This window comes from Pseudomonas sp. B21-054, from assembly GCF_026016345.1.
In the GTDB taxonomy this organism is placed as follows: Bacteria; Pseudomonadota; Gammaproteobacteria; order Pseudomonadales; family Pseudomonadaceae; genus Aquipseudomonas.
Window position 1 is genome coordinate 3,671,670 of record NZ_CP087204.1, and the last position, 24,986, is coordinate 3,696,655.

A 24,986-nucleotide genomic window follows, 5' to 3' on the forward strand; every position below is an offset into this window, starting at 1 on the left:
CACTTTCTCCGACATTCGGTCATAACTTTTGCGCTTCGCTGGGTCATAACACCGAGGTTGCCGATGGAATATTGGCATCTAGCGCGGTTAAAGCCAGATACGGAGATAAGCTCATGATTTTCAACGTACAAGATTTTGGCGCCAAAGGAGATGGCATCACTGATGACACGGCGGCGATACAAAGTGCGATTGATGCGGCGGCCGCAGCAGGTGGAGGTCAGGTGTACATGCCGACCGGAACTTATATCGTTTCGGCAGGCGAGGAACCGTCCGACGGTTGCTTGATGATGAAAAGCAACGTCTACCTGTACGGCGACGGCATGGGCGAAACCACGGTCAAGGTGGCTGATGGCTCCGACACCAAGATCACCGGCATCATACGTTCGGCCTATGGTGAGGAAACCCACGATTTCGGGGTCAGCAACCTCACCATCGATGGCAACCGCGACAACACCACGGGCAAAATCGACGGCTGGTTCAACGGCTACATCCCCGGCGAAGAAGGCTACGACTCCAACGTCACCCTCGACAGCGTCGAGATCAAGGATTGCTCCGGGTACGGTTTCGACCCGCACGAGCAGACCGTCAACATGGTCATCAAGAACAGCGTGTCCCATGGCAATGGCCTGGACGGTTTCGTCGCCGACTTCCTCAGCGACAGCACCTTCGAGAACAACATCGCCTACGACAACGACCGCCACGGTTTCAACGTCGTCACCAGCACCCACGATTTCACCATGACCAATAACGTCGCCTACGACAACGGCGGCAATGGCATCGTGGTCCAGCGCGGCAGCGACGATATTCCCTCCCCCACCAATATCACCATCACCGGCGGCGAGGTGTACGGCAACGGTGCCGAAGGCGTGTTGATCAAGCTCTCCAGCGAAGTCACCGTCACGGGTATCGACATCCATGACAACGCCAGCGCCGGGATCCGCATCTACGGCAGCAACCACGTCGAGGTCATCGACAACACCCTCAACAACAATTCCCTGGGCAGTCCCGTACCGGAAATCATCATCCAGTCCTATGACGACACCCTGGGCGTGTCCGGCAAGTACTTCAACGGCAGCGACAACCTCATCCAGGGCAACATCATCAGCGGCAGCGACCTGTCGACCTACGGCGTTGCCGAGCGCAATGAAGACGGCACTGATCGCAACGCAATCATCGCCAATACCATCAGCCACACCAGCAAGGGCGCCACGCTGGTCTATGGTGACGGCAGCTATGTCAGCGCCACGGTGCCGATGACCACCGTGCAAGGCACGGCTGGCAATGACACCCTGCTGGGCAGCAGCGCCAGCGAGATTTTCTACGGCGCGGCCGGCAACGACACCATCAACGGCGGGGCTGGCAACGATATTCTGGTGGGCGGCGCGGGCCTCGATAAACTCACCGGCGGCACGGGCGCCGATACGTTCCGGTTCGTCGCCCAGTCCGACAGTTACCGCAACGCGACCACCAGCTTCGATGACACCATCACCGACTTCGATGTCACCCAGGACAAGATCGACCTCGCCGGCCTCGGCTTCACCGGGCTGGGCAATGGCCGTGGCGGCACTCTGCAGGTCAGCTACAGCGCCAGCAACAACCGCACCTACATCAAGGACTTCGACGCCGATGCCAGTGGCAATCGCTTCGAGCTGATCCTCTCGGGCAACCTCGCCAGCACCCTGACCGCGAGCAACTTCATCTTCAACCGGGTGATCACGGGCACCAGTGGCAGCGACTCACTGCTGGGGAGCGATGCGGCCGACACCTTGCTCGGCCTGGCGGGCAATGACAGCCTCAGTGGCGGCGCCGGTGACGACAAGCTCGACGGCGGTGCCGGCATGGACACCCTCACCGGTGGCGCAGGGGCCGATACCTTTGTGTTCGCCAATCGCCTCGACAGCTACCGCAACTACAACACCGGCGGCGCCAACCTGGGCGACCTGATCACCGACTTCAACGTCAGCGCCGACAAGATCGACCTCTCGGCCATGGGTTTCACCGGCCTGGGGGATGGCAAGAACAACACCGTGTACCTGGTGCTCAACAGCGCCGGCACCAAGACCTACATCAAATCCCTGGAAGCCGACGCCAATGGCAACCGCTTCGAAGTGGCGCTGGACGGTAATTACCTCAACACCCTGACCAGCGCCAACTTCGTCTTCGCCACCACGTCGCCGACCAACCAGGCGCCCGTGCTGGCTACGCCGCTGGTGGATCAGAACGCCACCGAAAATACCCCGTTCAGCTACGTGGTACCGGCCACCAGCTTCACCGATCCGGATAACGACAGCCTGAGCTACACCGCCAAGCTCGCCAATGGCAGCGCCCTGCCCAGTTGGCTGACCTTCGACGCCGCCACTCGCACCTTCAACGGCACGCCTCCCGACACCGCGTCGGGCACCTACTCGATCCAGGTCACGGCCACCGATGGCAGCAACGCCACCGTCAGTGACAGTTTTACGCTCGCCGTGCAGGACGTCCCCACCGCCATTGTGATCAATGGCACGCCGAACAACGACACGCTGACCGGCACCGCAGCCAATGAACAACTGTTCGGTGGCGCGGGCAACGACACCCTCAATGGCGGCGCCGGCAACGACATCCTGGTCGGCGGCACCGGGGTCGACAAACTCACCGGGGGCACCGGCGCCGATGTGTTCCGCTACACCTCGAAACTCGATAGCTACCGCACCAGTTCCACCAGCGCCAGTGACCAGATCCTCGACTTCGACGTGACCGCCGACAAGATCGATGTGTCGGCTCTCGGCTATACCGGCCTGGGCAACGGGCTCAACGGCACGCTGCAGGTCACTTACAGTTCGTCGAGCAACCGTACCTACCTCAAGGACCTCACGGTCGACGCCAACGGCAACCGGTTCGAAATCTCGATGGCGGGCAACTTCGTCAGCAGCCTGACGGCCAATCACTTCGTCTTCGCCGACCAGACCAACCCCACCAACGTGGCCCCGGTCGTGGCCACCCCACTCCTGGACCAGAACGCCAGTGAAAGCACACCATTCAATTACACCGTGGCGAGCAACAGCTTCACCGACGCCAACCAGGATGTGCTGACCTACACCGCGACCCTCGCCAACGGCAACGCCCTGCCCACCTGGCTGAGTTTCAATGCCACCAGCCTGACCTTCAGCGGTACGCCAACCAGCACCGCGGCGGGCACCTACGACGTACTGGTCAAGGCCACCGATCCCTCAGGCGCCTCGGTCAGCGACAACTTCAGCCTGGTGGTGGCCGATGCGCCCGCCAACACCATTACCGGCACCAACAACGCCGAAACCCTCAACGGCACGACAGGCGCGGACCTGATCCTCGGCCTCGGCGGCAACGATACGATCAAGGCCGGCACCGGCGCGGACATCGTCGACGGCGGCGCCGGACGGGACTCCTTGTACGGTGGCGACGGCGCCGACACGTTTCGCTACAGCAACCTGTCCGACAGCTACCGCGACTACGACACCGGTGGTGTCACGGCCACCGACACGATTTACGACTTCACCGCTGGCGTCGACAAAATCAACGTCTCGGGGCTGGGCTTTCTCGGCCTCGGCGATGGCAGCAACGGCACGTTGTACATGACCCTGAACGCGGCCGGCGACAAGACCTACATCAAGTCCGCCGAAGCCGACGCCGATGGCAATCGCTTCGAGATCGCCCTCAACGGCAACTACCTCAACACCCTCACCGCCAATGACTTCGTCTTCGGCGAACGCGCCCAGCAAGACATCCTCTACCTGCCCACCCTCGGCCAATCCAACGCACGCCTGCTGCGCATGACCGAAGACGATGACCAATCCGGCACCTCGATGCTGGTCAGGGACCTGGATAAGTACACCACCTATGACGTGCGCAGCCAGTTCACCGATGCCGATGGCAACGGTATCGACATCGCGGTCGGCGGCAGCACGGTCAACGGTCTGTCCACACTCAGCCCCGAGGAACTCCAACTGTGCTGGTGGTTGACCGACACCAACCAACCCGGGCCGGCACTGTTGCGGGCGGTGACGTTGCTGCGCGACCAGCGCACCGAACTGCAGTCGATCGATAACGTCACCATGGGCATCATCTGGGGCCAGGGCGAAGAAGCCGCCCAGGAAATCGCCCGCGCCACGGACAAGGCCGCGGCCGCCGCGGCCTACAAGGCTGCAACCTTGAAGGTGTTCGATTACCTGCACGCCCAATTCGGCAACTTCAGTGTGTACATGATGGAAACCGGGCACTACGAGCAGGACGCGGCGCGTGCCCGGGGTTACTCGGAAGAGAAGATTGCCTCCATCGTTGAAGGCGTCGGCTATGTCCGCGCCGCCCAGGAGGCCATGGCCGCCGAACGCGCTGACGTCAAGCTGGCGGTGGACTACACCGACCTGCCCTTGCGCTACGAAGTCGATCCGTTGGTGTATCCCGACGACGTCTGGCACCTGCACGAAGAATCCGCGGAAATCGTCGGCCAGCGCCTGGCCGACTACATCGCCGATGACCTGGGCTTCCAGGGCAATCCCAACGACAACAACAGCGTGCAGGACATTTTCGACAACGCCCAGAACCAGGGCGGACACATTTCCGGCACCGACCAGGACGATACCCTGGTGGGCAGCTCGGGCAACGACACGATCGATGGCGACCTGGGCGCCGACACCCTGACCGGCGGCGATGGCAACGACATCTACGTGGTCGACAACGCGTTCGACAGCGTGGTGGAAACCAACACCTCGACCGCGCAGATCGACACCGTGCAGGCTTCGGTCAGTTGGACCCTGGGCGCCAACCTCGAAAACCTGGTACTGACCGGCATATCGGAGATCGACGGCACCGGTAATGAGCGACGTAACTTCATCACCGGCAACGCCGCCCATAACGTACTCGATGGCGCCGCCGGGGCCGACAGCCTGAGCGGTGGCGATGGTGACGACACCTATTACGTCGATAACACCAGCGATACCGTGATCGAGACCAACAGCAATGCGGTGACGGGAGGCGTCGACAGTGTGCACAGCAGCCTGGCCGCCTATACCCTGGGCAGCAACGTCGAGAACCTGTATATCGACAGCACTGGCGCCGCCAATGGCACGGGCAATGCGCTGGACAACACGCTGTTCGCCGGCGCCGGCAACAACATCCTGGACGGGCGCGATGGCAACGACACCGTGTCGTTTGAACGTGCCCTGGCCGCCGTTACCGTGAACCTTTCGACGTCGGCGCAACAAAACACGGTGGGTTCCGGGCTCGACACCTTGAAATTCATCGAGAACCTGACGGGAAGCGCCTATGCCGACAGTCTGTCCGGTAACAGCGCGGGGAACATCCTGGATGGTGGTGCAGGCAACGATACGCTGGTGGGTGGTTCGGGCAATGATCGGCTGATCGGCGGTGCAGGCACCGACAACCTCACCGGCGGCACTGGCGCGGATACCTATGCGTTCGGCGCGCTGTCGGACATGGGCGTCGGGGCTTTGCGCGATGTGATCAGCGGTTTCAAGAGCACGGAGTTCGACAAGCTGGACCTCACTGGGTTGGACGCCAATCCGTTGACCGCCGATGTCGATGCCTTCACGTTCATCGGCAGTAATGCCTTCGATGCCACCAACGCCACCGGCCAGTTGCGCTTTGCCGATGGCATTGTCTACGGCAGTGTCGATGCCGACGCCACGCCCGAGTTTGAATTTGAGCTCGTGGGTGTCAAGGAGCTGCATGCCAGTGACTTTACCGCCTGAGTCTTGAGCGCTGCTACGGCGAGCTAGCTTCCTCGCTACAGTGCTGCTCACTTAATAAAACGGTGCTTCTTCCTGGGGGGAGGCGCCGTTTTTTTGGGGGGTGGTTTTGGACTTTTGGTTTGTGTGTATATCCGTTTTTTGGGTAGCGGCGGCTGGCGGTTCCGCCCTTACGGCTGCTTACTTTTGCGCTTCTCAAAAGTGAGCCGCCGTAAGGGCGGAACCATAAGTCGCCGTTACCAAAAAAACGGATATACACACCAACTATACCCCCCCCCAGACGTCTTAAAACAGATTCTGCACCTGCTCCAGAACCGCGCGATTCATCTGGCCAGTGTGGGTATGCAGACTCACATAGCTCTGCAACATGTCGAGCTTGGTGTTAAGCAAATCTCGACGCGCCTGGAATAGCCGCTGCTGTGCATCAAGAATATCCACCGTAGAGCGCACACCACCCTGGAAGCCTTTTTCCGTGGAGGTCAGTGCCCGCTGATTGGACTCCACCGCCCGTTGCATCGCCTTGCTCTTGGCGAACCCGGCCACCACCCCCAGATAATCGGCTTCGATATCCTCGGCCAATTGTTGACGCTGCACATCATAGTCGGACTGGGCACCGGCCAGTTGCGCTTCAGCCTTGGCCACGGAGGCACGCACGGCACCGCCACGGTACAACGGAATATCCAGCTGGACCCCCACGTAGTACGTGTCCTGGCGCGGATCGAGTTCCTGGTACTGGCGGGTTTCCCGGCGGGTCAGCTGAGTGGTCAGCGACAAGGTTGGATAATGCCCGGCGCGCTGGCTGTCGGCCTGCGCCTCGGCGACTTTCACCGCCGCCAGTCGGGCCGCCAGTTCGGGGCTGGCCTCACGGGCAATCGCCGTCCAATAGGACAAATCCTGCTCCGGCGGGATTGGGCTGCCGGCGGCAAGCTCCTCGCGCATCGGCTGGATGTCATCGATGGGCACACTGGCGCGGCCGGATAACGCTCGCAGCGCCGCCACTCGACGGGCCTGGGCTTCGGTCTCCTGGGCCTCTACCAGGTCGAGCCGGGCCTGGGCCTCATCAATATCGGTGACTGCTCCCTGGCCGCCCTGATAGAGCTTTTGGCTCTGGGTGACCAACCCACTGATGACGGCTTTCTGCTGGGCGATCAACTTGATCTCGTTCTCGGCCCGGGCGACGTCGAAATAGCCCTTGGCAACCCGGTCGTACAAGGTCTGGCCGGCGACGTCGAACAGCTGGCTACCCAGCTTTCCCCTGGCCTTGCCCTCCTGATACGCCGCCCAGCGCCCCTTGTCGTAGAGCGGCTGTTGCGCCGCCAGGGTGACGTTGTTCGCCTGGTAATCGTTACTGTTGACGTAGCTGCTATCGTCGCCACCGTCGGTACGCCCGCCGTAGCCGTAACGCGATGTCAGCGACACTTGCGGATAGAGGCCGCCGCGACCGATGTCCTCTTCATGCCGTGAGGCTTCGAACGCGTGGGCGGCCGATTGCACGGTCGGATCGTTGAGGCGTGAGGCATCGTAGGCGGCGGTCAGGCTAAAGCCGCCGTCGGCCGCCCGCACGGGGCTGATCGCGGCCCAACTGATACACAGGCTTAACCATAGACAAGAGCGGTAACGGCAACGGTCGGTCATGCTCATTCCTCCTTGAAGGCCGCAAGCAAGCGTTCGCGCAGGGGTTTCATCAGGTAATTCATCAAGGTGCGTTCGCCCGTCACCACGGTGACATCGGCGAGCATGCCCGGGCGCACCCACAACCCGGCGGCCTGTAGCGAGGCCACCGTATCGGCGGGAATCTCGACCTTGGCGGAGAAGTACGGCTGGTGTGTCTGTTCATTGATCAATTGGTCCGCCGACACCGTGGTCACGGTACCGGTGACCGTCGGTGTGTCCACCCGCTGCAGGGCGGTGAAATGCACATGCACCGGCAACCCCGGGCGCAATTTGTTGGCCATCAACGGCTCGAAACGCGCGGTAATCGCCATCGGCGCATCCAGCGGCACCACCTGCATCAGGTTTTGTCCGGCTTGCACCACGCCGCCCACCGTGTGAATGCTGACGTCCATCACCTGCCCGGCCACGGGTGCGCGGATCGCACCGTTGTCGACTTCGAACTGCAAGGCGCGGATCTGATCGACATAACCGGCCGCCTCGGCGGACACCTCGCTGAGCTGGGTTTCGGCATCGCGACGGAACTCTTGTTGCGCCTGCAGCGCCTTGAGCCGGCTTTCGTTGATCGCCTGGCGAGTCCTGCCGACATCGCCCACGCCGGAAGCAATCTGACCGGCCAGTTGCGCCGCATTGCGCTCGGCCTCGAAGAGCTTGTTGCGCGGCACGTAGCCTTCCCGCGCCAGGTCCCGCAGGCCTTCGAGTTCCTGTTGCTGGAAGCGCATTTGCGCGTCGTAGTTACGCTTGACGCCTTCATAGCCGAGCAACTGTTGCTGCAACGCGGCGGCTTCGTGCTCGATGATCTGCAAGCGACTGCCCAGCTCCGCGCGACGGGTCATGAACAGTTGGGTCTGCAAGGCCATGGCTGCCTTGACCCGTGGCTCGTCGGCGCGGGCCAGCAGCTCGGCGGGCCATTGGATCTCGGCGCTGCCCAGGCGCTCGGCAATCAACCGCGCCTCGACGCTGCGATCATTCAGCAACTTGCCCAGGGTCACGTCCCGTTGTGACTGCGCCTGCACCGTATTGAGCTGCACCAGCAACTGGCCCTGGCTGACGCGATCGCCATCGCTGACCAGCAGCTTTTCCACCACCCCGCCAACCAGTGACTGCACCGCCTTGCGCTCGCCCGCCACCACCACGGTGCCACTGCCCACGACGCCTTGGTCGAGCGGTGCCAGGCAAGCCCAGAGCAACGCGCCGCCCAGCGCCACGACCAGGAAAGCCACACCATAGCGAGCGGCACCGCCCGCGTCGGTACTGGCACTCGGCAGCGTATTGCCGCTGCGCACACTCAGCCCTTGCTCGCTGTACGCTTGGGTACCCGGGGTCAGATCACGCATCTTCGCCAGCCTCCCTTACCGCAGCCGATCGGGGGGCTGGCATCAAGGCCTTGAGCACCCGGTCCCGGGGGCCAAATGCGTGTTGGGTACCGTCCTTGAGCACCAGGATGTGATCGACCACCGCCAGCACATTGGGCCGATGGGTAATCAGCACCACGGTGCTGCCGGCGGCCTTGAGCGCACTGATGGCCTGCACCAGCGCCAGCTCGCCGGCCTCATCCAGGTTGGAATTGGGCTCGTCGAGGACGATCAGCGTTGGGTGGCCGTAGAGTGCGCGGGCCAGGCCCAGGCGTTGTTTTTGCCCACCGGACAAGCCAAGTCCGCCGGGTCCCAACGGTGTGTCGTAGCCCTTGGGAAACCTCAGGATCATCTCGTGGATACCGGCGTGACGGCTGGCGGTGATGATTTTGTCGGCGTCCTGCTCACCGAAACGGGCAATGTTGTCGGCCACCGTGCCATCGAACAGCTCGATGTCTTGCGGCAGGTAACCCAGATGCGGGCCGAGGGCGTCGTGGGACCATTGGCCGATTTCGGCGCCGTCCAGGCGCACCGACCCGCCCATGGCCGGCCAGACCCCAACCAGCGCCCTGGCCAGGGTCGACTTGCCACTGGCACTGGCGCCGACAACGGCGAGCACGTCACCTTTGGCCAGGCTGAAATTGATGCCCCGTAGAATCGGCTGCGTGGCGCCGGGCGGACCGACATACACCTGCTCCAGGCGCACCGCGCCGGTGGGCGGCGGCAAGGGCATGCGCAGGCGATCGCGCGGGTGTTGGGCCAAGAGCTGGCTCAGGCGCTGGTAGCTCTGGCGCCCGGCGTTGAATTGCTTCCACGAGCCGATGGCGATTTCCACAGGTGCCAAGGCACGCCCCAGCAGCAGCGACATCGCAATCATCATGCCCGCCGACAATTGACCTTCAAGCACCAACAACGCCCCGAGGCCCAGGGCCAACGATTGCCCAGAGATGCGCACGAAACGGGTGGTCGAAGTGATACGCGCGCTGCGGTCGCTGGCATGGGCCTGAGCGGCAATGATGCGTTGTTGCAGCAAGCTCCAGCGCTGGCGCAACGGCCCGAGCATGCCCAGGGCCTGGATGACCTCGGCATTGTGCAGCGTGCTGTTGACATAGATCGACGACTGCACGCCCAACCGATTGGCCTCCCCCAGGCGCGTCCGAGTCGCCAGCTCGCCCCACAGCGCCAGGCCGATCAGCACCAGGGCGAGCACCAGCGTCAGAATCCCGAACCAGGGGTGAAAGATGAACGCCACCAGCAGGAAGATCGGCAACCACGGCGCATCGAGCAAGGCAATCAAGCCCTGCCCGGTGATCAACTGCCGCAGCGTGGCCAAGTCGCTGAGCACCTGCGCCGGGTTGGCGTTGTGCTCGCGCAGGCTGCGGGCGAAGGCGGCGTCGAAAATCCGCTCGCCCAAGGCATCGTCCAGCCCCGCGCTCATGCGAATCATCACCTGGCCGCGCACCCACTCGATCAGAGCGCTGAACATGAACAGTCCCAGGGCGATCAAGGTGAGCATGAACAAGGTGGTTTCGTTGCGGCTGGTCAATACCCGGTCATACACCTGCATCATGTAGAGCGATGGCACCAACACCAGCAGATTGATCACGCCGCTGAACAGTGCCAGGGACCAGAACACCCGGCGATAGCTGAGTAAGGCAGCATCAATGTCATGACGCGGATCGAGTAGAAAGCGCATAGAAAATCAACCCGCAAAGGAATAGTCGGTCCCGGCGCAATCCATCGCGAGTAATTTGCCCAAAGGCGTCAAAAAAAAGAGCGTCATGTTGCTGACGTGTCGCGATCGGAGCCGATCGTCGCCGCTACAGACGCCAAATACTGACAACGTAACCACAGGTTAGTTGCCAGCATGGGGCCAGTGTTTTTTCCCGATAACGGGCAGGAAGCGGCACGTCAAGACAGACGGCTGGGCGGGCTGGACAGGCTTCGCGGATAAGCCTTGTCGGTGCAAGGCGCTTTCGCGCCGACAAGGCTAAGGGAGGCGGATGTATGGATGGGCGATGGACGGGGGCAATTTGAATCGTGGGACGGCCTGGTCTAACCCAGGGAAGCCGCTCTCTCAGCCGGCGACGGATGGCGCGAGGTGATCAGCCCGATAAAGGAAATGACCAGGGCCAATCCAAGGGTGGTGCTGACCTCGCTGCGGTGCTCCGGCGTCACCATCATGACGGTCAGGGCGCCAGAGATGAACACGATGACCAGCCAGGTGAGCCAGGGAAACAGCCACATGCGCAAGGGCAACTCGACATTCTGGCGCGACAGCATCCGGCGCATGCGCAACTGAGACACCGCAATCACCAGGTACACCAGCAAGGCGATGGCGCCGGAACTGGCGAGCAGGAACTGGAACAAGCCCGCAGGCATGAAGTAGCTGAACAAGGTAACACCCAACCCCAGCACGGTACTGGCGACCACTGCGGCCCTGGGCACGCCGACCGACGACGTCACTTTCACTGCCTTTGGTGCATCGCCACGCCGGCCCAGCGAATACAACATGCGCGAAGCAATGTAGATCGAGGAGTTCATGCAACTGGCCACGGCAATCAACACCACCACATCCACCATGAATTTGGCGTGGGGGATGTTCATCAATTCCAGCGCCCGTTGGTAGGAACCCACCGAAGCCAGGAGCGGATCGTTCCACGGCACCACCGAAATGACCACGAAGATCGACAGCAGATAGAACACGCCAATGCGCCAGATCACCGAGCGCGTTGCCTTGGCAATGTTCTGCGCAGGGTTGCTGGATTCGGCCGCGGCGATGGTCACCGCCTCCGTACCGATAAAACTGAACATGATGGTGATGAAGGCGCCCACGACGGCCGACAGGCCATTGGGCGCAAACCCGCCATGTTCCTCCATCAGTCGAGTCAAGCCACTGGCCTCACGCTCGGGAATCCAGCCCATCAACACGGCGAACCCCAGGGAAATGAAACCGATGATCGCCACGACCTTGGCCATGGCGAACCAGAACTCGAATTCCCCGTACTTGGACACGCTGAACAGGTTCGTCACGGCCAGGGCGATGATCGACACCGAGGCGAACAGCCAGGCATCGATGGCGGGAAACCATTGGTTCAGTACATGCCCGGCGGCGAGCGCTTCGATGGGGATCACCAGCACCCAGAACCACCAGTAGAGCCAACCGATGGTGAAGCCGGCCCAGCGTCCGATGGCCTGGTCGGCATAGGTGGAAAATGAGCCGGTGTCCGGATTGGCGACCGCCATTTCACCCAGCATGCGCATGACAAGCACCACCAGCAGGCCCGAGAACAGATAGGCCAGCATCACGGCCGGGCCCGCGGCTGCGATGGCGTGGCCTGATCCGACAAACAGGCCTGCGCCGATAATCCCGGCAATGGAAAGCATGGTGACGTGACGAGGCTTGAAGCCCTGTGCCAAGTGGCCGTTCGAATCCTTGAAATTCGGGCTGGTCATTTTCTTATTCTCTTGTGAATCGACATTGAGGCGCGCTGAGGGACAGTCGGTGTTCTGCGTTTACGCCTCCTCCTGAAAGCGGCACATCGTGAATGTTTTGATTCACCCTCAAGCACTTGCGCCCTGCGGTGAAAAGTTGCGCCACGTTACCCGTCTTCCCTCTCGAGTCAGTTACCTGAGCGCGCCGTCCGAGTGCCTGATCTCGCCAGGCAAGACATGGCTTTTTGCCTCGTCTTGGCGTCTGGGCCGCGCCTGAAGGTCCGTCGTCGAACAAGCCTGGGGCGAAATAAATGCTTTAAAGATTTTACCCAGTTAAGTATTTTGCATGGACCCTGAGGGCTATGCGATGCCCTCCTCTTTCCAACGACAAGGACCTCCCGTGAGCGGACTGCGTGAACGTCAAAAAGCCGAGCGACGCCAAGCCATCAGTAAGGCGGCGGTGGAACTGTTCGAGCGCCAGGGTTTCCAGAACACCACCATCGAACAAATCGCCAGCCAGGCCGGGGTGTCGGCGCCGACGGTCTTCAAATACTTCGGCAACAAGCAGGAGATCATCCTTGAGATCCTGCACGAGGCCGACCAGCGTGCGCTCAAGGACACCCGCAGCCAGATCCCGGAAATAGAAGATCCTGTCGAAGCGCTGTGCTACCTGGAACGGCTGCTCACCGGTTACGCCCTGGAGGTCATGCACCCCAGCCTCTGGCGTGAGTTGCTGCCACTGATCCTGTTTGGAGGGAACAACGGACTGCCTGAGGGCTATCGGGCCATGAACGATGCGCTCAGGACTGAGATCAGCGGTCTGATCAGAGAATTGCAGCAGGCTGGCAAGCTGCGCGCCGACCTCGACGTCGAACTCGCCGCCTTCTTGTTGAACGATTACTCGCACTTGCAGCTGTACAGGCTGGTGAACCAGGAACAGCCGGATATCGAAGCCCATTCCACGCAGGTCCGGCGTATCACTGAGCTGCTGTTCCATGGCATGCGCGCCTGAGCACATCCACCGATGAGCGCCCGGCGTCGCGACGCCGGGCTACCCTGATCAGCGATTGGTCTTGATGGCGGTCCAGGTGCGAGTGCGGATCCGCTCCACGGCAGCCGGCACGGGCTCCAACATAAACAAGGTTTTGCGAGCTTCGTCCGGTATGTACATGGCCGGGTTGCTACGAATTTCCGCGTCCACCAATGCCGTGGCGTCCTTGTTCGGATTGGGGTAACCGATCTTGTTGCTGATCCGGGCAATCACATCCGGACGCAAGATGTAGTTGATGAAGGCGTAGGCCTCCGCGGTATGAGGGGCGTTGGTAGGCACCATCATTACGTCCGCCCACATCGGCGCACCTTCCTTGGGTAAGGCCATCGCCACCTTGACGCCTTTGCCAGCGGCATCGGCCAGTCGCGTCGCCAGAGCCACGCCGCCCGACCAGCCCACCCCGACGCAGATCTCACCGTTGGCCAGGTCCATGCCATAGCGCGACGAATTGAAATAGGTGATGTACGGGCGAACAGTGCGCATCGCCTCCTGGGCTTTCGGGTAGTCCTCGCGCTTCTGGCTGTTGGGATCCAGGCCTTTGTAATGCAGGGCGATGGGCACGATCTCGTTGGCCGCATCGAGGAAACCGACGCCGCAACTGGCCAGCTTGGCCATGTTCTCTTCCTTGAAGATGATGTCCCAGGTGTTCATCTGCACATCCGCACCAAGTACCTGCCGAACCTTGTCGACGTTGTAGCCGATCAGGGTCGTGCCCCAGAGATACGGTGCCGCGTAGCGGTTGCCTTCGTCGCCGACGGCTTCCAGGGTTTTCATGAACTCAGGGTCCAGGTGCTGCCAGTTGGGCAATTGGCTGCGGTCCAGGGGCTGGACCGCGCCGGCGGCAATCAGGTGGCTGACATTGGAACTGCTGGGGTAGACCACGTCATATCCAGAGTTACCGGTCAGGAGTTTCGATTCCAGGGTCTCGACGCTATCAAACACGTCATAGATCGGGCGGATCCCGGTTTCTTCCTGGAAGCTCTTCAGGATTTCCGGCGGCAGGTACTCGATCCAGTTGTAGATCCGCACTGTCCGCTCTTCGGCCAGGCTCACGCCACTGACCAGCATTGAAACGACAGCACCCAGCAAGGTGTTACGCAAAAACAGGTTCATGATGAAAACTCCAGCGCGGCCGCGAAGGCTCGCGGCACTTAATAGCGGTAGGTGAGGTAGAGTTCCAGCGCGCTGAATTTCTGGTCATTGCCAAAGATCTGCTTGGCCGCGGCCATGGGTTTGACCCAGTTGTAGGACAGCGAGGTGCTCAACGACTTCGAGGCAGCCCAGTCGAGGAAGATTACGCTCTCATCGGCAAAACGTCGGTCACTGACGGCTGCGCCCATGTAGTTTTTTTCGTCCAGCCAGAACTGGTAGTGAATTGCACCGAGCGTCAGGGTTTCGTTGAGGTGGGTCTTGAGGGAGAACTGCTGGACGTTTTCGTTGCTGTTGAACAGCAGGTAGTTGCCCACGACATCGCCCACCAGCCAGGTGCCCCAATCGATAAAACCTTTGCTGAGGGGGTCCCAGGACTCCTGCCGGTTATCGGTGAGGTCGTCGTCGCCGGAAAAACTGGCGTAGCGATAACCGAGGATCGGCGTCAACGGCAACGTATCGAAGGCATAGTCCGCCTGGCCGTACCAGGCCTTGGCATCGTAGTCGACCCCGGCACCACTGCCCCGCTGCAACGCATATTCGGCGTTGAGGGTCAGTGCCGGCAGGCCCGGCACCTTGGCGTTGAGCGCCCGTACGTTGTACACCCGCATACCGTCACGGCTCAATGGTGTCGAGCCCTTGGGCGCAAGGGAATCAACCTTCATCGCCATGGCCCCCAGCGTCACCTGACCGTCAAGGTTGTAGTCCAGGTTGACGCCGGTCATCCGGAAATCACCCAGGTCGTCGTCGGTACGCAAGGTGAAAGCCTGGGTCTTCAGCGCGCCATGATCCCAGGCCAGGATGGCGGAATCCTTGAATGCGGTTCTCGGTGCGAGCCAATAGGCACCGTCGTCGAACTGATCAAGGTTACCGTCCATGACGATGAAGCCAGTGCCGATCATGTAGTTCTGGCGGCCCGCCGTGAACTTCCACTCCCCGGCCCGGAAGCCGCCGTAGAGCTCCTCGACCGCCACGTCACCGTCAGAACTGCGCGTGAAGCCGCCGGCATCGCCATCGCCCACGGTGGTCGCCGCCACGAACGAACCACCGGCCAGCAGGCTGAAGTCCGGCTGCAAGGCGTAGTCCAGGGTGACACCGGGCTTGATGTAGAACTCCTGCCAATCGATTTTCGTCCCGTCATTGCGGCGACTGCGCAGATCAACCCGGCCAGCGCCGAAATTGACGTTGCGCGTGAAGACGGTCGCCGCACCGGCCGTGAGGTTGACCTCACCCTTGAGGGCTCCGTCTTCGAAGGTATAGCCCGCCCACGCAGCTTGGGTGGTCAGGGGTAAGCCGAACGCTAAGAGCGCTCGAGACCAACGTGTCATGCAAACCATATGAAGCTCCTGTGTGATTATTGTTGTTACAGGGCAGTGAATGGCGGCGCAGAGCGTCGCCAACACCTGGCCGGGCCAGGTGAACGGAACGCAAATCTCTTGTTTTTTTATCGGGCGACGTCAGCGGGCAAGGTCCGCCGCGATGGCACGCAGCATGCGCACGCTGTCCCCGTCGAACGGGCTGACGGCTTCGCCCAGGGACGACTGCTTGACGATCACCACGCCAGAGGGTTTGTCGACGAACAGGTATTGGCCGTGAATGCCACCGGCCATGAGGGCCTGGGAGTGGTCATTGAAGACGTACCACTGGCTGCGGTAGGACGCGCCAGGGGTCCATGCCGAGAAATCGGAGCATGTGGCGTAGATCGCCGGGTCCGAACCGGCGGCGATCCGGGCGATCGTCTCGCTCGAGAGCAGTTGCCGCCCCTCCAGGCGGCCATCGTTGGCCAGCAGGCGACCGAAACGCGCCATGTCTCGCAAGGTGGCACTGAAACCGGCACCGGCAACGCTGCGTCCCCAAGGGTCGGCCATGAAGTAGCCGTCGCGCTCACAGCCCAGCTGGCTCCAGATCTCTTGCAGCAACTCGTGACAGGCCTTGCCGCCAGCACGCTCCATGACCCAGGCCAATGCTTCGGTGGTGGCGGTCACATAATGAAAAAAACCACCGTGGCTGCCACGTTTTCTGAGAGACGGCAGGTATTGGTACAGGGATTCGAACTGGGCGTATTGCGCCGGTGCCGGCTGGAAACCACAGGCGTAGCCGTACTGGGAGCTCTCGGAATTCGGATCCTCATAGACTTCGCTGTAGTCGATGCCCACGGCCATGTCGAACAGCTGTCGTACGCTGGCGTCCGCAAATGCGCTGCCCGTCAGTTCAGGTACGTAATGGGCCGCGGGCAACGCTGGATCCAGGACGCCCTCACTGACCAGCTGTTCGCCGAGGGTGCCGATCAGCGACTTGGTCACCGAAAACATCACGTGCCGGTCCTGGGGCCGCTGACCGTTGAAGTACCGTTCAAACAGCACCGTGTCGCCTTGCAGCACCAGGAAAGCGTCGGTCTGACTGGCGATCAGGTGCTCGATAACGCTGATACTCAAACCCGACTCGCTGTCGAAGTGCAGCTCATCCAGTGGCCGAGGGACCTGTTTGAACGCGTTGGCCGGTGCGGTCCCCGCCTGCACATCAATGGAGGGACGCAGGCGCGCCAGGTTGCGGAACCCCCATTGATTGAACGGTGGTTGCATCCAGTTGTGCCAAGTGACGCGGTGGTGAGGTTCGGCCGGAAAGCCTTGCATAAGCAACGGTGCGATGCGTGGATCGGATGACGATTCAATCGCCCCGACGTAAAGACTGGCCAACGAAGGCAGGGTGTTCTGACTCATCGGGTTGCCCCTGAAAATGACTCTGCGTGAAAGCAGATGCAGGAGAATAATTACCCGATGTAATTCTTTAGTCAATAAATCTTTTTATCAGAAAAACTTTTCCCTCATTCATCCTCTCCCGTTCAATGATCCTGCCCAACGCCCAAGGATTGCGCCATTCGAACCAGGTCAGCGAACGACTTGGCATGCATTTTTTTCATGGCATGGCCGCGATGGATTTTCACGGTGATTTCGCTCAGGTTCATCTGTCCGGCAATTTGTTTATTCATCAATCCTTTGGCGGCCAAGACCATCACTTCCTTCTCGCGGGTGGTCAGCGTTTGGTAACGGGCATGCAGGTCTGAGAATTGCCGTTCGACTTCCCGGCGCTTGACGTCGGCCTGGAGTGCGGCTGACACAGCGTCGAGCAGGTCCTGTTCACGGAACGGTTTGGCCAGAAAGTCCACGGCACCGGCTTTCATTGCCTTGACCGACATCTCGATGTCGCCATGGCCGGTGATGAAAATGATGGGGATAGTCGCGTTCGACCCAGCCAATTGCGTCTGGAAGTCCAGGCCGCTATTGCCTTGAAGTCGTACATCGAGGACTAAGCAACTGGTGCAATCGGGTCTGGGCAGTCGAAGAAACTCTGCGGTGGACGCAAACGTCTCGACGCGAATCCCGGCAGAGCGCAACAGGTTACTCAACGCATCGCGCATGGAGGCATCGTCATCCACCACGAACACCATGGAACCCTTGCCCGGCTCATTGGATGAGGGATTGCCATTCATGCAGGATCCTCTGGGAGAGTGAACGAAAAAATTGTAGCACAGCACCTTCGCCTCCAAAGTTCGACTGCAAGGGCCTGGTCGATCAGATAGAAACTACGCAAAAAGGTGAGCGTCCAAGGCCGCAATCAATGCGAAAAGATAACGCGGGCGGTGGAGGTAAGCGTTGACTTGGGCGCTGTAATTTTCCCCGTGGGTGCACCAGCTACAAAAGTGCTCGCAGTTATTGGAGAGCACACTGTATTGGTTTTCACCCAGTCTTGAGCGTGCCCGACAGGCGACTTCATCGTTGGAATACTTGCAGTGTTCTTGAACTAACCATACCGGCTTACCGTTGGCGAAATGTTCAAGATCGGTCACCTCGATGGGGCCGGACTTAAGCGAACCACTGAAGCCCGAATAGTGAGCCACCTCCCCATTGCCAAGGTATATGCCGTGATGCACATAGAACCTGCGCGGGCTGATCAAGTGCGCGCCGACGGGCACGCCACTGGCGGGCTGTTCGATATTTAACAGTGTCAATGGAGCATCCGCCAGGCTCCCCGGCAGTGTGCCGCAGTTGCGTGGCTCAACGGGCTGATGAGGCACCGGCAGCGGCGCACTCAAGCGATAGAAAACGTTCGTCGTGATGAGCGCCAGGCAAATAAGTGCGATCGAACGCAATGAGGAAAACTTATCAACGGTGACGAGCGTTAAATCATTCATGATGAATACTCCACAACCCTTGCTAGACAACATATCGCCGGGGCTGTGGCGTTTCATTTGTACGTGCGATTGGTTTCAGTGACCCATGAATATACGACCCTTAAACCTAAGTATTAATCCTCCCAGGGCCAGCCCCACAGAGGCGCTGGCACCGATGAGCAATGGGTTCAAGATTGCGCGATAGGAAGTGTGAACTGAACGATGGCACCACGGGGCTGATTGGCACTGGCCTTCAAACAACCGCCGTGTGCCTCGATGATCGAGCGACAGATCGATAACCCCAACCCCAGGCCGGTGGGCTTGGTGGTGTAGAAAGAAGCGAACACCTGATCGACACCTTCCGCGGCGAACCCCGGCCCCGAATCACTCACACTCACGAGCACGCAACCGGCATCGCCCAACCCCGCGCAGATCAGCAACTGCCGCTCGCCTTCGCTGACGCCACTCATTGCCTCGAGCGCATTCATGATCAGGTTGAGCAACACCTGTTGCACTTCGACACGATCGCCTTCGATGAATGGCAAACCGTCCATGAGTTGTGTCTGTATCGTGGCGCCACTCTTGATGATCTGGCCACGGGTGAACTCGATCATCTCGCTGATGGCTGCGTTGATGTCCACCGCCCCCTTTTGCGGTGGCGCCTTACGGATATGCTCGCGAATACGACCGAGTACATCCGCGGCTCGGTTGGCATCGAAAATGAGACTCCCGAGGACCTTGCGAACCTCGTCGATCTCGGGCGGTTGGGCATTCAACCAGCGCAATGCGGCATTGGCGTTGAGGATGGCCGCGGCAATCGGCTGGTTCACTTCGTGGGCGATCGAAGCCACCAACTGGCCCATGGTCGCGACACGGTTGGCGTGGGCCAGTTCGGCTTGCACTTCGCGATAGCGTCGCTCGCTCTCGCGGATTTTTTCTTCAGCCTGTCTGCGCTCGGTCAGGTCCAGCACGAAGGCGACCCCTTCCCTGCTGCCGACTTCGAACATGGCCAAGCCAACAATGACCGGTAGCCGACTGCCATCTTTCCTGAAGTATTCCTTCTCGTAGGGTCGGGCGTGCCCGGTCAGCAGTGCGTGCGCCAATTTACGCTCGCTGAGCTCTCGAAACTCAGGGGCCGTCAGGTCTCTCCAGCGCAGACGGCCCGAGGCAAGATCCTCTCGTTCGTATCCCAACATGCGCAGAAAGGCCTCGTTGGCCTCGATGATGTCGCCGTCGGCGTTCCAGACCAGGATCCCAATGATATTGGCGTCTACGAGGCGGCGGATCTTCGCTTCGCGCTCAGCGACCTCACGGTACAAACGAGCATTTTCCAACGAGATGGCCGCCTGTGAGGCCACCAGCTTCAACACGGCAATCCGCGTTGGACTGAACACATGGGCGGCGAGATTGTTTTCCAGATAGAGCGCGCCGACGAGCTTGGCCTGGTTCATCAACGGCAGGCAGAGAATCGAACGGGCACGTTGTCGACGGATATAAGGATCTGCGGCGAACCAAGCATCGGCCACGGCATCGTCAAGGAAAACGCTCTCTCGGGTCCGCAGGACATGATAAAGAATCGACTCCGGCAACAACTGCCCGCTCACCGGCGCATCGCGCAATTGGGTGGCGTTGCCATCGGAGGTCACTTGCGCAGCGATCCGATGCTCAGCGCCGTCCGACAGAATCAACAGCCCGCGTTCGGCGCCGGCCTGTTCGATGGCGGTGCCCATGATCGTATCGATCAGTTTTTCCAGGACGATTTCACCCGACACCGCCTGGGAAACCTTGAGTACGGTGGCAAGATCCAGATGTTCGACCAGTGTCGCCATCGTAGCCGTCGGGCCGGGCGCCTGCTCCTGGGCCTTCAGCGACGGATACCGAGCCTCCAGTTGCCGCACCTTGCCATCGGCGCCCCAATGCAAGTAGCCGTAACGGGCATCCTGCAGGTAGACGCGGGCGATCTTGCCAAAGCCTCGGGCCGCGTAGAAACCAGACGCGAGTTCGTTGGCCAGCGCCTCGATATGGACAAAGCCACTCTCCTGCGCGGTATGGATGGCTTGCTCGTAGAGCGACTCGGCATCGATCACCCGCCCTTCGACGCGGGCGATCTCGGCGCCCACCAGCGCGGCGCGGCTGGCGAAATTCTCCGGACACTGCTGAGCCCAGACCTGGAGCCATTGGTGATTGGCAACCATCGCGATCAAGTGCGGCCCATGTTCTTGCACTGGGATACTGTTGCAACGCGCGGCTCGGGCCAGCGCGTCATAAAAGTGATATTCGGCCTCCTCGAAGAACGAGTGGGACGTCCAGAGCAACTGCTGCGCCTTTGCCGCAGCCTCCAGGGCCGCTTCAGGATCATCGGCCATGTAGCGGGCCTGCAATTTGCGGATCCAGTACCAACATTCGGCCAGTGCCAGGTCTGGGTTGCTGGACAAATGGGTTTCGGTGTCGAGTTCGTTGGACTCGCCGTCGTCCAGGCAACCGAAGGTAGGCGTCAAGCCCCGAAGCATCCGGATCACCACCAGCTGTGTGACGATAAAATCGACCACCAGCCCGAAGCGCACTTTCCGGGCGTAAACCAGGCCCCGTTCGGTTTCCTCCTGAACCTCAGAGAGCGGCTCGCCGGCAAAAAGAGCATCGGAAGTGAGGCTGTTGCCCGCATAGGCGCCATACGGCAGGTCGCCGATCCGATTCGCCGCCGTAAACGAACGGAGCAGCAGGTCGCGGCATTGCCCCACGGGTTTCATCCAGCGCACGGCAAAATTCGAAAAGCAGAGATAGGTGGCGGCCTCGAATCGCGTCAGGCCACGTCGCTCAACCAGTTCGCAGCCCAGTTGCCCGAATCGGAACCCTACCTGATAGTCACCGAACCGCCGGCCGGCGACCCTGAACACATTGGCGTAAAGCACACAGGAAGCATCGCAGTTGCCATGCTCGAGGCTGAGGGTGACCGCCTTGCAGATCAGCAGGCAAGCCAGGTTCGCGTCGGTCTGCAATGCCGGCGCGAAGAGTTTGCTCAGCGCGTTGACGGTCATGAGGGACGTGGCATCTTCCATTAGCGGCAAATCGATGAGATCCCCGATTGCCCGGCCCCCCAACAACGAGCCGATACGGTCGTACTCGTGGCGCACCTCATCGTCGCTCGGATGGGCCGACCACTCGATACCCACGTGCCGCAGGTAGGCCAGGCAGACCGCAACCGCACCGTCGCTGCGATCCAGCAGCAGGTACACATCCATGAGCAAGCAGGCAACGCTGGCGCGCTCGATCACCGTCTTGGCGCGATTCGACAGCGCCATGAGGCGCTCGTCTGCGGCAGCCAGTTGTCCAGTCAGGAGTTCGCACTCGCCCCGGTTCAACTCCAGCGCGAAAATCAACCCGTGCCGACGCGCCCAGCAGTCGTCATCCAACAACTGAGTCCCGGTAGTCAGGTAGTTGAGTGCCGAAGCATAGGCCGTCGACGCCTTGGCACGTTGACCGGCAATCAGGTTGAACTCGGCCAACTGCTCTCGCTCGTCCCGGTCGGACAGCAATGCGGCGCCGCGATTGAGCTGACCCACGATTTCAAAAATCGCCTCCTCTCGCTGCTGCGCGGACGTCTGCGCAGCGAGCAACCGTCCGATTCGCAAGTGAGCCTCGGCGCGGGAATCCTGGGGGATCAGCGAGTAGGCAGCCTCATGGATACGGTCATGAACAAACCCATAGGCGCCGTCCAATCGCTCGACCAGTTCCTGGCGGATCGCCTCCCACAGTACCGCCCGCACCTGCGTCTTGGGCACGCCCAGAACAGTCGAAAGTGTCTTGAACCCGGCAACGTTGCCCAGGCAGGCCAGTTGCTGCAACGCCAGCTGCGTGTCAACGGGCAGGCGGACCAGTTTGCCCACCATCAGGTCGACGATATTGTCGGTGTACCCCTTGGCATGAATACGCTCCGGATCCCACCACCACTGCCGCGCCTCGTGATCGAAAGTCAGCAGTCGCTCATCGGCAAGCGCCTGCAAGAACTGGATCACGAAGAACGGATTGCCAGCGGTTTTTTCCAGCACCAACTGCGCCAGCGGCTCGATGCGTTCAAGCTCGTCATGGAGCGCCTCGGCGATCAACTGCTCGATATGCACCTTGGCGAGGGGCGCCAGCGTGATCTCACTGACCCTGCCACCGGCATTGCGAATGGCCTTGAGCTTGCCCGTCAACGGGTGCGTGGCGTCCACTTCGTTGCTGCGGTAGGCGCCCACCAGCATCAGGTGCCGCACATCGGCGCTGGTCAACAGGTCATCCAGCAAGTCGAGCGTTGCCACGTCGAGCCATTGCAAGTCGTCGAGAAACAGCGCCAGCGGATGATCCTCACGGGCGAACACCCCGATAAAGCGCCGGAACACCAGGAGGAAGCGGCGTTGTTCCTGCTGCGGGTCAAGCGCCGAAACCGGTGGCGGCTCGCCGATGATGAGCTTCAGTTCGGGAATGAGGTCGGTCATCAGCCGCGCATTGGCGTCCAGCGCTTCCTGTAGCGCGTCACGCCAGCTCGCCAATTCCGGGTCGCTCTTGCCCAGCAAGGTGCGCACCAGGCTCTGGAAAGCCTGCACCAGCGTTGCATAGGGGATGTCGCGGCGGTATTGATCGAACTTGCCGCTGGCGAAGAGCCCCCGCGGTGGAACCAGCACTTTATGCAACTCATTGACCACCGAGGACTTGCCGATACCGGAATAGCCCGTGACCAGGACGAGTTCCGGCGCGTGGCTTGCAACGACCCGGCCGAACGCCGCGACCAGGGTATCGACTTCGCGCTCGCGCCCATAAAGCTTCTCGGGTATCAAGAGCCGATCGGACGTACCGTGTTCGCCCAGCACAAAGGTATTGATATGGCGTAGCTGCTGCCAGTCCGCCAGGCAGCGCCGCAGATCATGTTCCACGCTCGCAGCCGTCTGGTAGCGCTCCTCGGCGGTCTTGGCGAGCAACTTCATGACAATCCGGGACAGCATTTCGGGAACGGTCGCTACCCGCTCGCTGGGGGACAAGGGCTTCTTCGCGATATGGCAGTGCACCCACTCGATCGGGTCGGAGGCGCTGAACGGCAGCGAGGCGGTCAACATCTGGTACAGCGTGATGCCGAGGGAATAGAGGTCACTGCGCGAATCGATCGAGCGATTCATCCTGCCGGTCTGCTCGGGTGCCATATAGGCAAGCGTGCCGGCTAGGGTCTCGGGCGCCTGTCGCTCCCGCGGCAAGCGCGAGGCAAGACCGAATCCAGTGAGCCGGGCCTGTCCATCCGCGCAATTGACCAGGATATGGCTGGGCTTGATATCTTTATGCACGAGGCCGCGCTGGTGAAGTTTGCCCAGTGCTACGGCGATGCTCACAGCAAGGCGCAGAAAAGAGGCCGTGTCCATGGACGCGATCAGTAGCTGCACCAGAGGCACGCCGCCTGGATCCTCGAGCACCAGGTGCATTTGGGTCCCTTCACGCACCATCTCGAGCGGTCGTGTCGACCAGGCGCCATCCAGTTCGTCTTTCAGGCCGAACTCATGCACGAGACGGCCAAGGCAGCCGGGGCGAGGCTGTTCCGTGGCGGGCCGGGCAACCAGGACAGTGCGATCGCCGTCTACACCCGAGCGCAATTCCCGACAGAAAATCCGCTCACCATCGTCCCATAATATTTGCATGTTGTTATCCATCGGCACGGGAACACTATCTCGTTTGTAATCTGCCGCACGTTGCCGTCAGGCTGTCGTCCAGAGTCATGTCGTACTTGCCGATGTCGTCGCCATGGGGCGACTTCCGTGGCTGAGCTGGATGCCCAATGAGGATGAGGCTTGGGTCGGGATCCAGAACGGCTCGTGTTGCCGACACCTAGATTAGCGCCTCATGAAAATCCTTCACAGCAATTAATTGAGCACAGCAGACGACGCCCCGCAGCCCCCCAGGCAACCTTCGACCCTTTGGTCTTAGTGAGTTATACGTAGGTATACTTCTTCGCCTTATGAGACCGCGTATCTTGTAGGTACGACAGGCGCTGTTACGGGCGACCCCTATGACGCAAGACACCCAGATGCGCACGACAACGACTATTGCAGTGGTTGATGATGACGAGTCCGTCCGGACAGCCTTGGATAGCTTATTACGCTCCAGCGGCTATAGCGTTCGTACCTACCGCAGTGCCTTGGAGTTCCTTGGCGCAAACGCCACCGCCGCAACGCACTGCCTGATTTCCGATATCCAGATGCCCGGAATGAGTGGTGTAGAGCTGCATGAACAGCTCTGCGCCATGGGCTTTCGGATCCCCACCATATTCATCACGGCTTATCCCGGCCTCGGCGCCGACACACCGGGGCTGGTTGCCTGCCTTCCGAAACCTTGTGAAGCCGACAAACTGTTGAACTGCATCGAAACCGCCCTGCGCCAGCGGTACTGAGACCGCAGCACAGATCGCTCTT

13 protein-coding genes are annotated in these 24,986 nt (G+C 60.9%); 3 read left to right on the forward strand and 10 right to left on the reverse strand.

Annotation, left to right across the window (positions count from 1 at the left end; genetic code table 11):
* The first annotated feature begins 113 nt into the window (after positions 1 to 113).
* Positions 114 to 5,726: a putative Ig domain-containing protein gene (locus LOY70_RS15975; RefSeq protein WP_265028394.1), complete on the forward strand. Its 5,613-nt coding sequence runs from the start codon at positions 114 to 116 to the stop codon at positions 5,724 to 5,726.
* Between the two features lie 282 nt (positions 5,727 to 6,008).
* On the opposite strand, the gene LOY70_RS15980 is transcribed toward LOY70_RS15975, so the two are convergent.
* The 4 genes from LOY70_RS15980 to gabP form a co-directional block, all read right to left on the reverse strand.
* On the reverse strand, positions 6,009 to 7,358 hold the full coding sequence (locus tag LOY70_RS15980) for a TolC family outer membrane protein (RefSeq protein ID WP_265028395.1): 1,350 nt from the start codon (positions 7,356 to 7,358) through the stop codon (positions 6,009 to 6,011).
* 2 nt (positions 7,359 to 7,360) lie between these two features.
* A complete protein-coding gene (locus LOY70_RS15985; protein WP_025213931.1) occupies positions 7,361 to 8,731 on the reverse strand; it encodes an HlyD family type I secretion periplasmic adaptor subunit in 1,371 nt (456 codons plus the stop codon).
* Positions 8,724 to 10,445: a type I secretion system permease/ATPase gene (locus LOY70_RS15990; protein WP_265028396.1), complete on the reverse strand. Its 1,722-nt coding sequence runs from the start codon at positions 10,443 to 10,445 to the stop codon at positions 8,724 to 8,726. Before LOY70_RS15990 ends, LOY70_RS15985 begins: the two co-directional genes overlap by 8 nt.
* A gap of 359 nt (positions 10,446 to 10,804) precedes the next feature.
* The gene (gene gabP / locus LOY70_RS15995) at positions 10,805 to 12,205 is read right to left on the reverse strand and encodes a GABA permease (protein WP_123416984.1); all 1,401 of its coding nucleotides are present in this window, start codon (positions 12,203 to 12,205) and stop codon (positions 10,805 to 10,807) included.
* Between the two features lie 379 nt (positions 12,206 to 12,584).
* Here gabP and LOY70_RS16000 point away from each other — a divergent pair, with 379 nt between their 5' ends.
* A complete protein-coding gene (locus tag LOY70_RS16000; RefSeq protein WP_265028397.1) occupies positions 12,585 to 13,196 on the forward strand; it encodes a TetR/AcrR family transcriptional regulator in 612 nt (203 codons plus the stop codon).
* 48 nt (positions 13,197 to 13,244) lie between these two features.
* Here the strand turns inward: LOY70_RS16000 and LOY70_RS16005 are convergent, their stop codons facing one another.
* The 6 genes from LOY70_RS16005 to LOY70_RS16030 all read right to left on the reverse strand — a co-directional run bounded on the left by LOY70_RS16005 (position 13,245) and on the right by LOY70_RS16030 (position 24,215).
* Positions 13,245 to 14,348, reverse strand: coding sequence for a polyamine ABC transporter substrate-binding protein (locus tag LOY70_RS16005; protein WP_265028398.1), 1,104 nt, complete (start codon positions 14,346 to 14,348; stop codon positions 13,245 to 13,247).
* 38 nt (positions 14,349 to 14,386) lie between these two features.
* Positions 14,387 to 15,721, reverse strand: coding sequence for an alginate export family protein (locus LOY70_RS16010; protein ID WP_265028399.1), 1,335 nt, complete (start codon positions 15,719 to 15,721; stop codon positions 14,387 to 14,389).
* A 120-nt stretch (positions 15,722 to 15,841) separates the two neighbouring features.
* A complete protein-coding gene (locus tag LOY70_RS16015) occupies positions 15,842 to 17,104 on the reverse strand; it encodes a serine hydrolase domain-containing protein (protein ID WP_265028400.1) in 1,263 nt (420 codons plus the stop codon).
* Positions 17,105 to 17,226: 122 nt separating this feature from the next.
* Positions 17,227 to 17,874, reverse strand: coding sequence for a response regulator transcription factor (locus LOY70_RS16020; RefSeq protein WP_265028401.1), 648 nt, complete (start codon positions 17,872 to 17,874; stop codon positions 17,227 to 17,229).
* 93 nt (positions 17,875 to 17,967) lie between these two features.
* Positions 17,968 to 18,576, reverse strand: coding sequence for a lecithin retinol acyltransferase family protein (locus tag LOY70_RS16025; protein ID WP_265028402.1), 609 nt, complete (start codon positions 18,574 to 18,576; stop codon positions 17,968 to 17,970).
* Between the two features lie 167 nt (positions 18,577 to 18,743).
* Positions 18,744 to 24,215: a trifunctional serine/threonine-protein kinase/ATP-binding protein/sensor histidine kinase gene (locus tag LOY70_RS16030; RefSeq protein ID WP_265028403.1), complete on the reverse strand. Its 5,472-nt coding sequence runs from the start codon at positions 24,213 to 24,215 to the stop codon at positions 18,744 to 18,746.
* A gap of 368 nt (positions 24,216 to 24,583) precedes the next feature.
* On the opposite strand from LOY70_RS16030, the gene LOY70_RS16035 reads away from it, so the two are divergent.
* Positions 24,584 to 24,964 carry a response regulator transcription factor gene (locus LOY70_RS16035; RefSeq protein WP_265028404.1) on the forward strand — a complete coding sequence of 127 codons (381 nt, stop codon included), beginning with the start codon at positions 24,584 to 24,586 and terminating at the stop codon, positions 24,962 to 24,964.
* Positions 24,965 to 24,986: the final 22 nt, after the last annotated feature.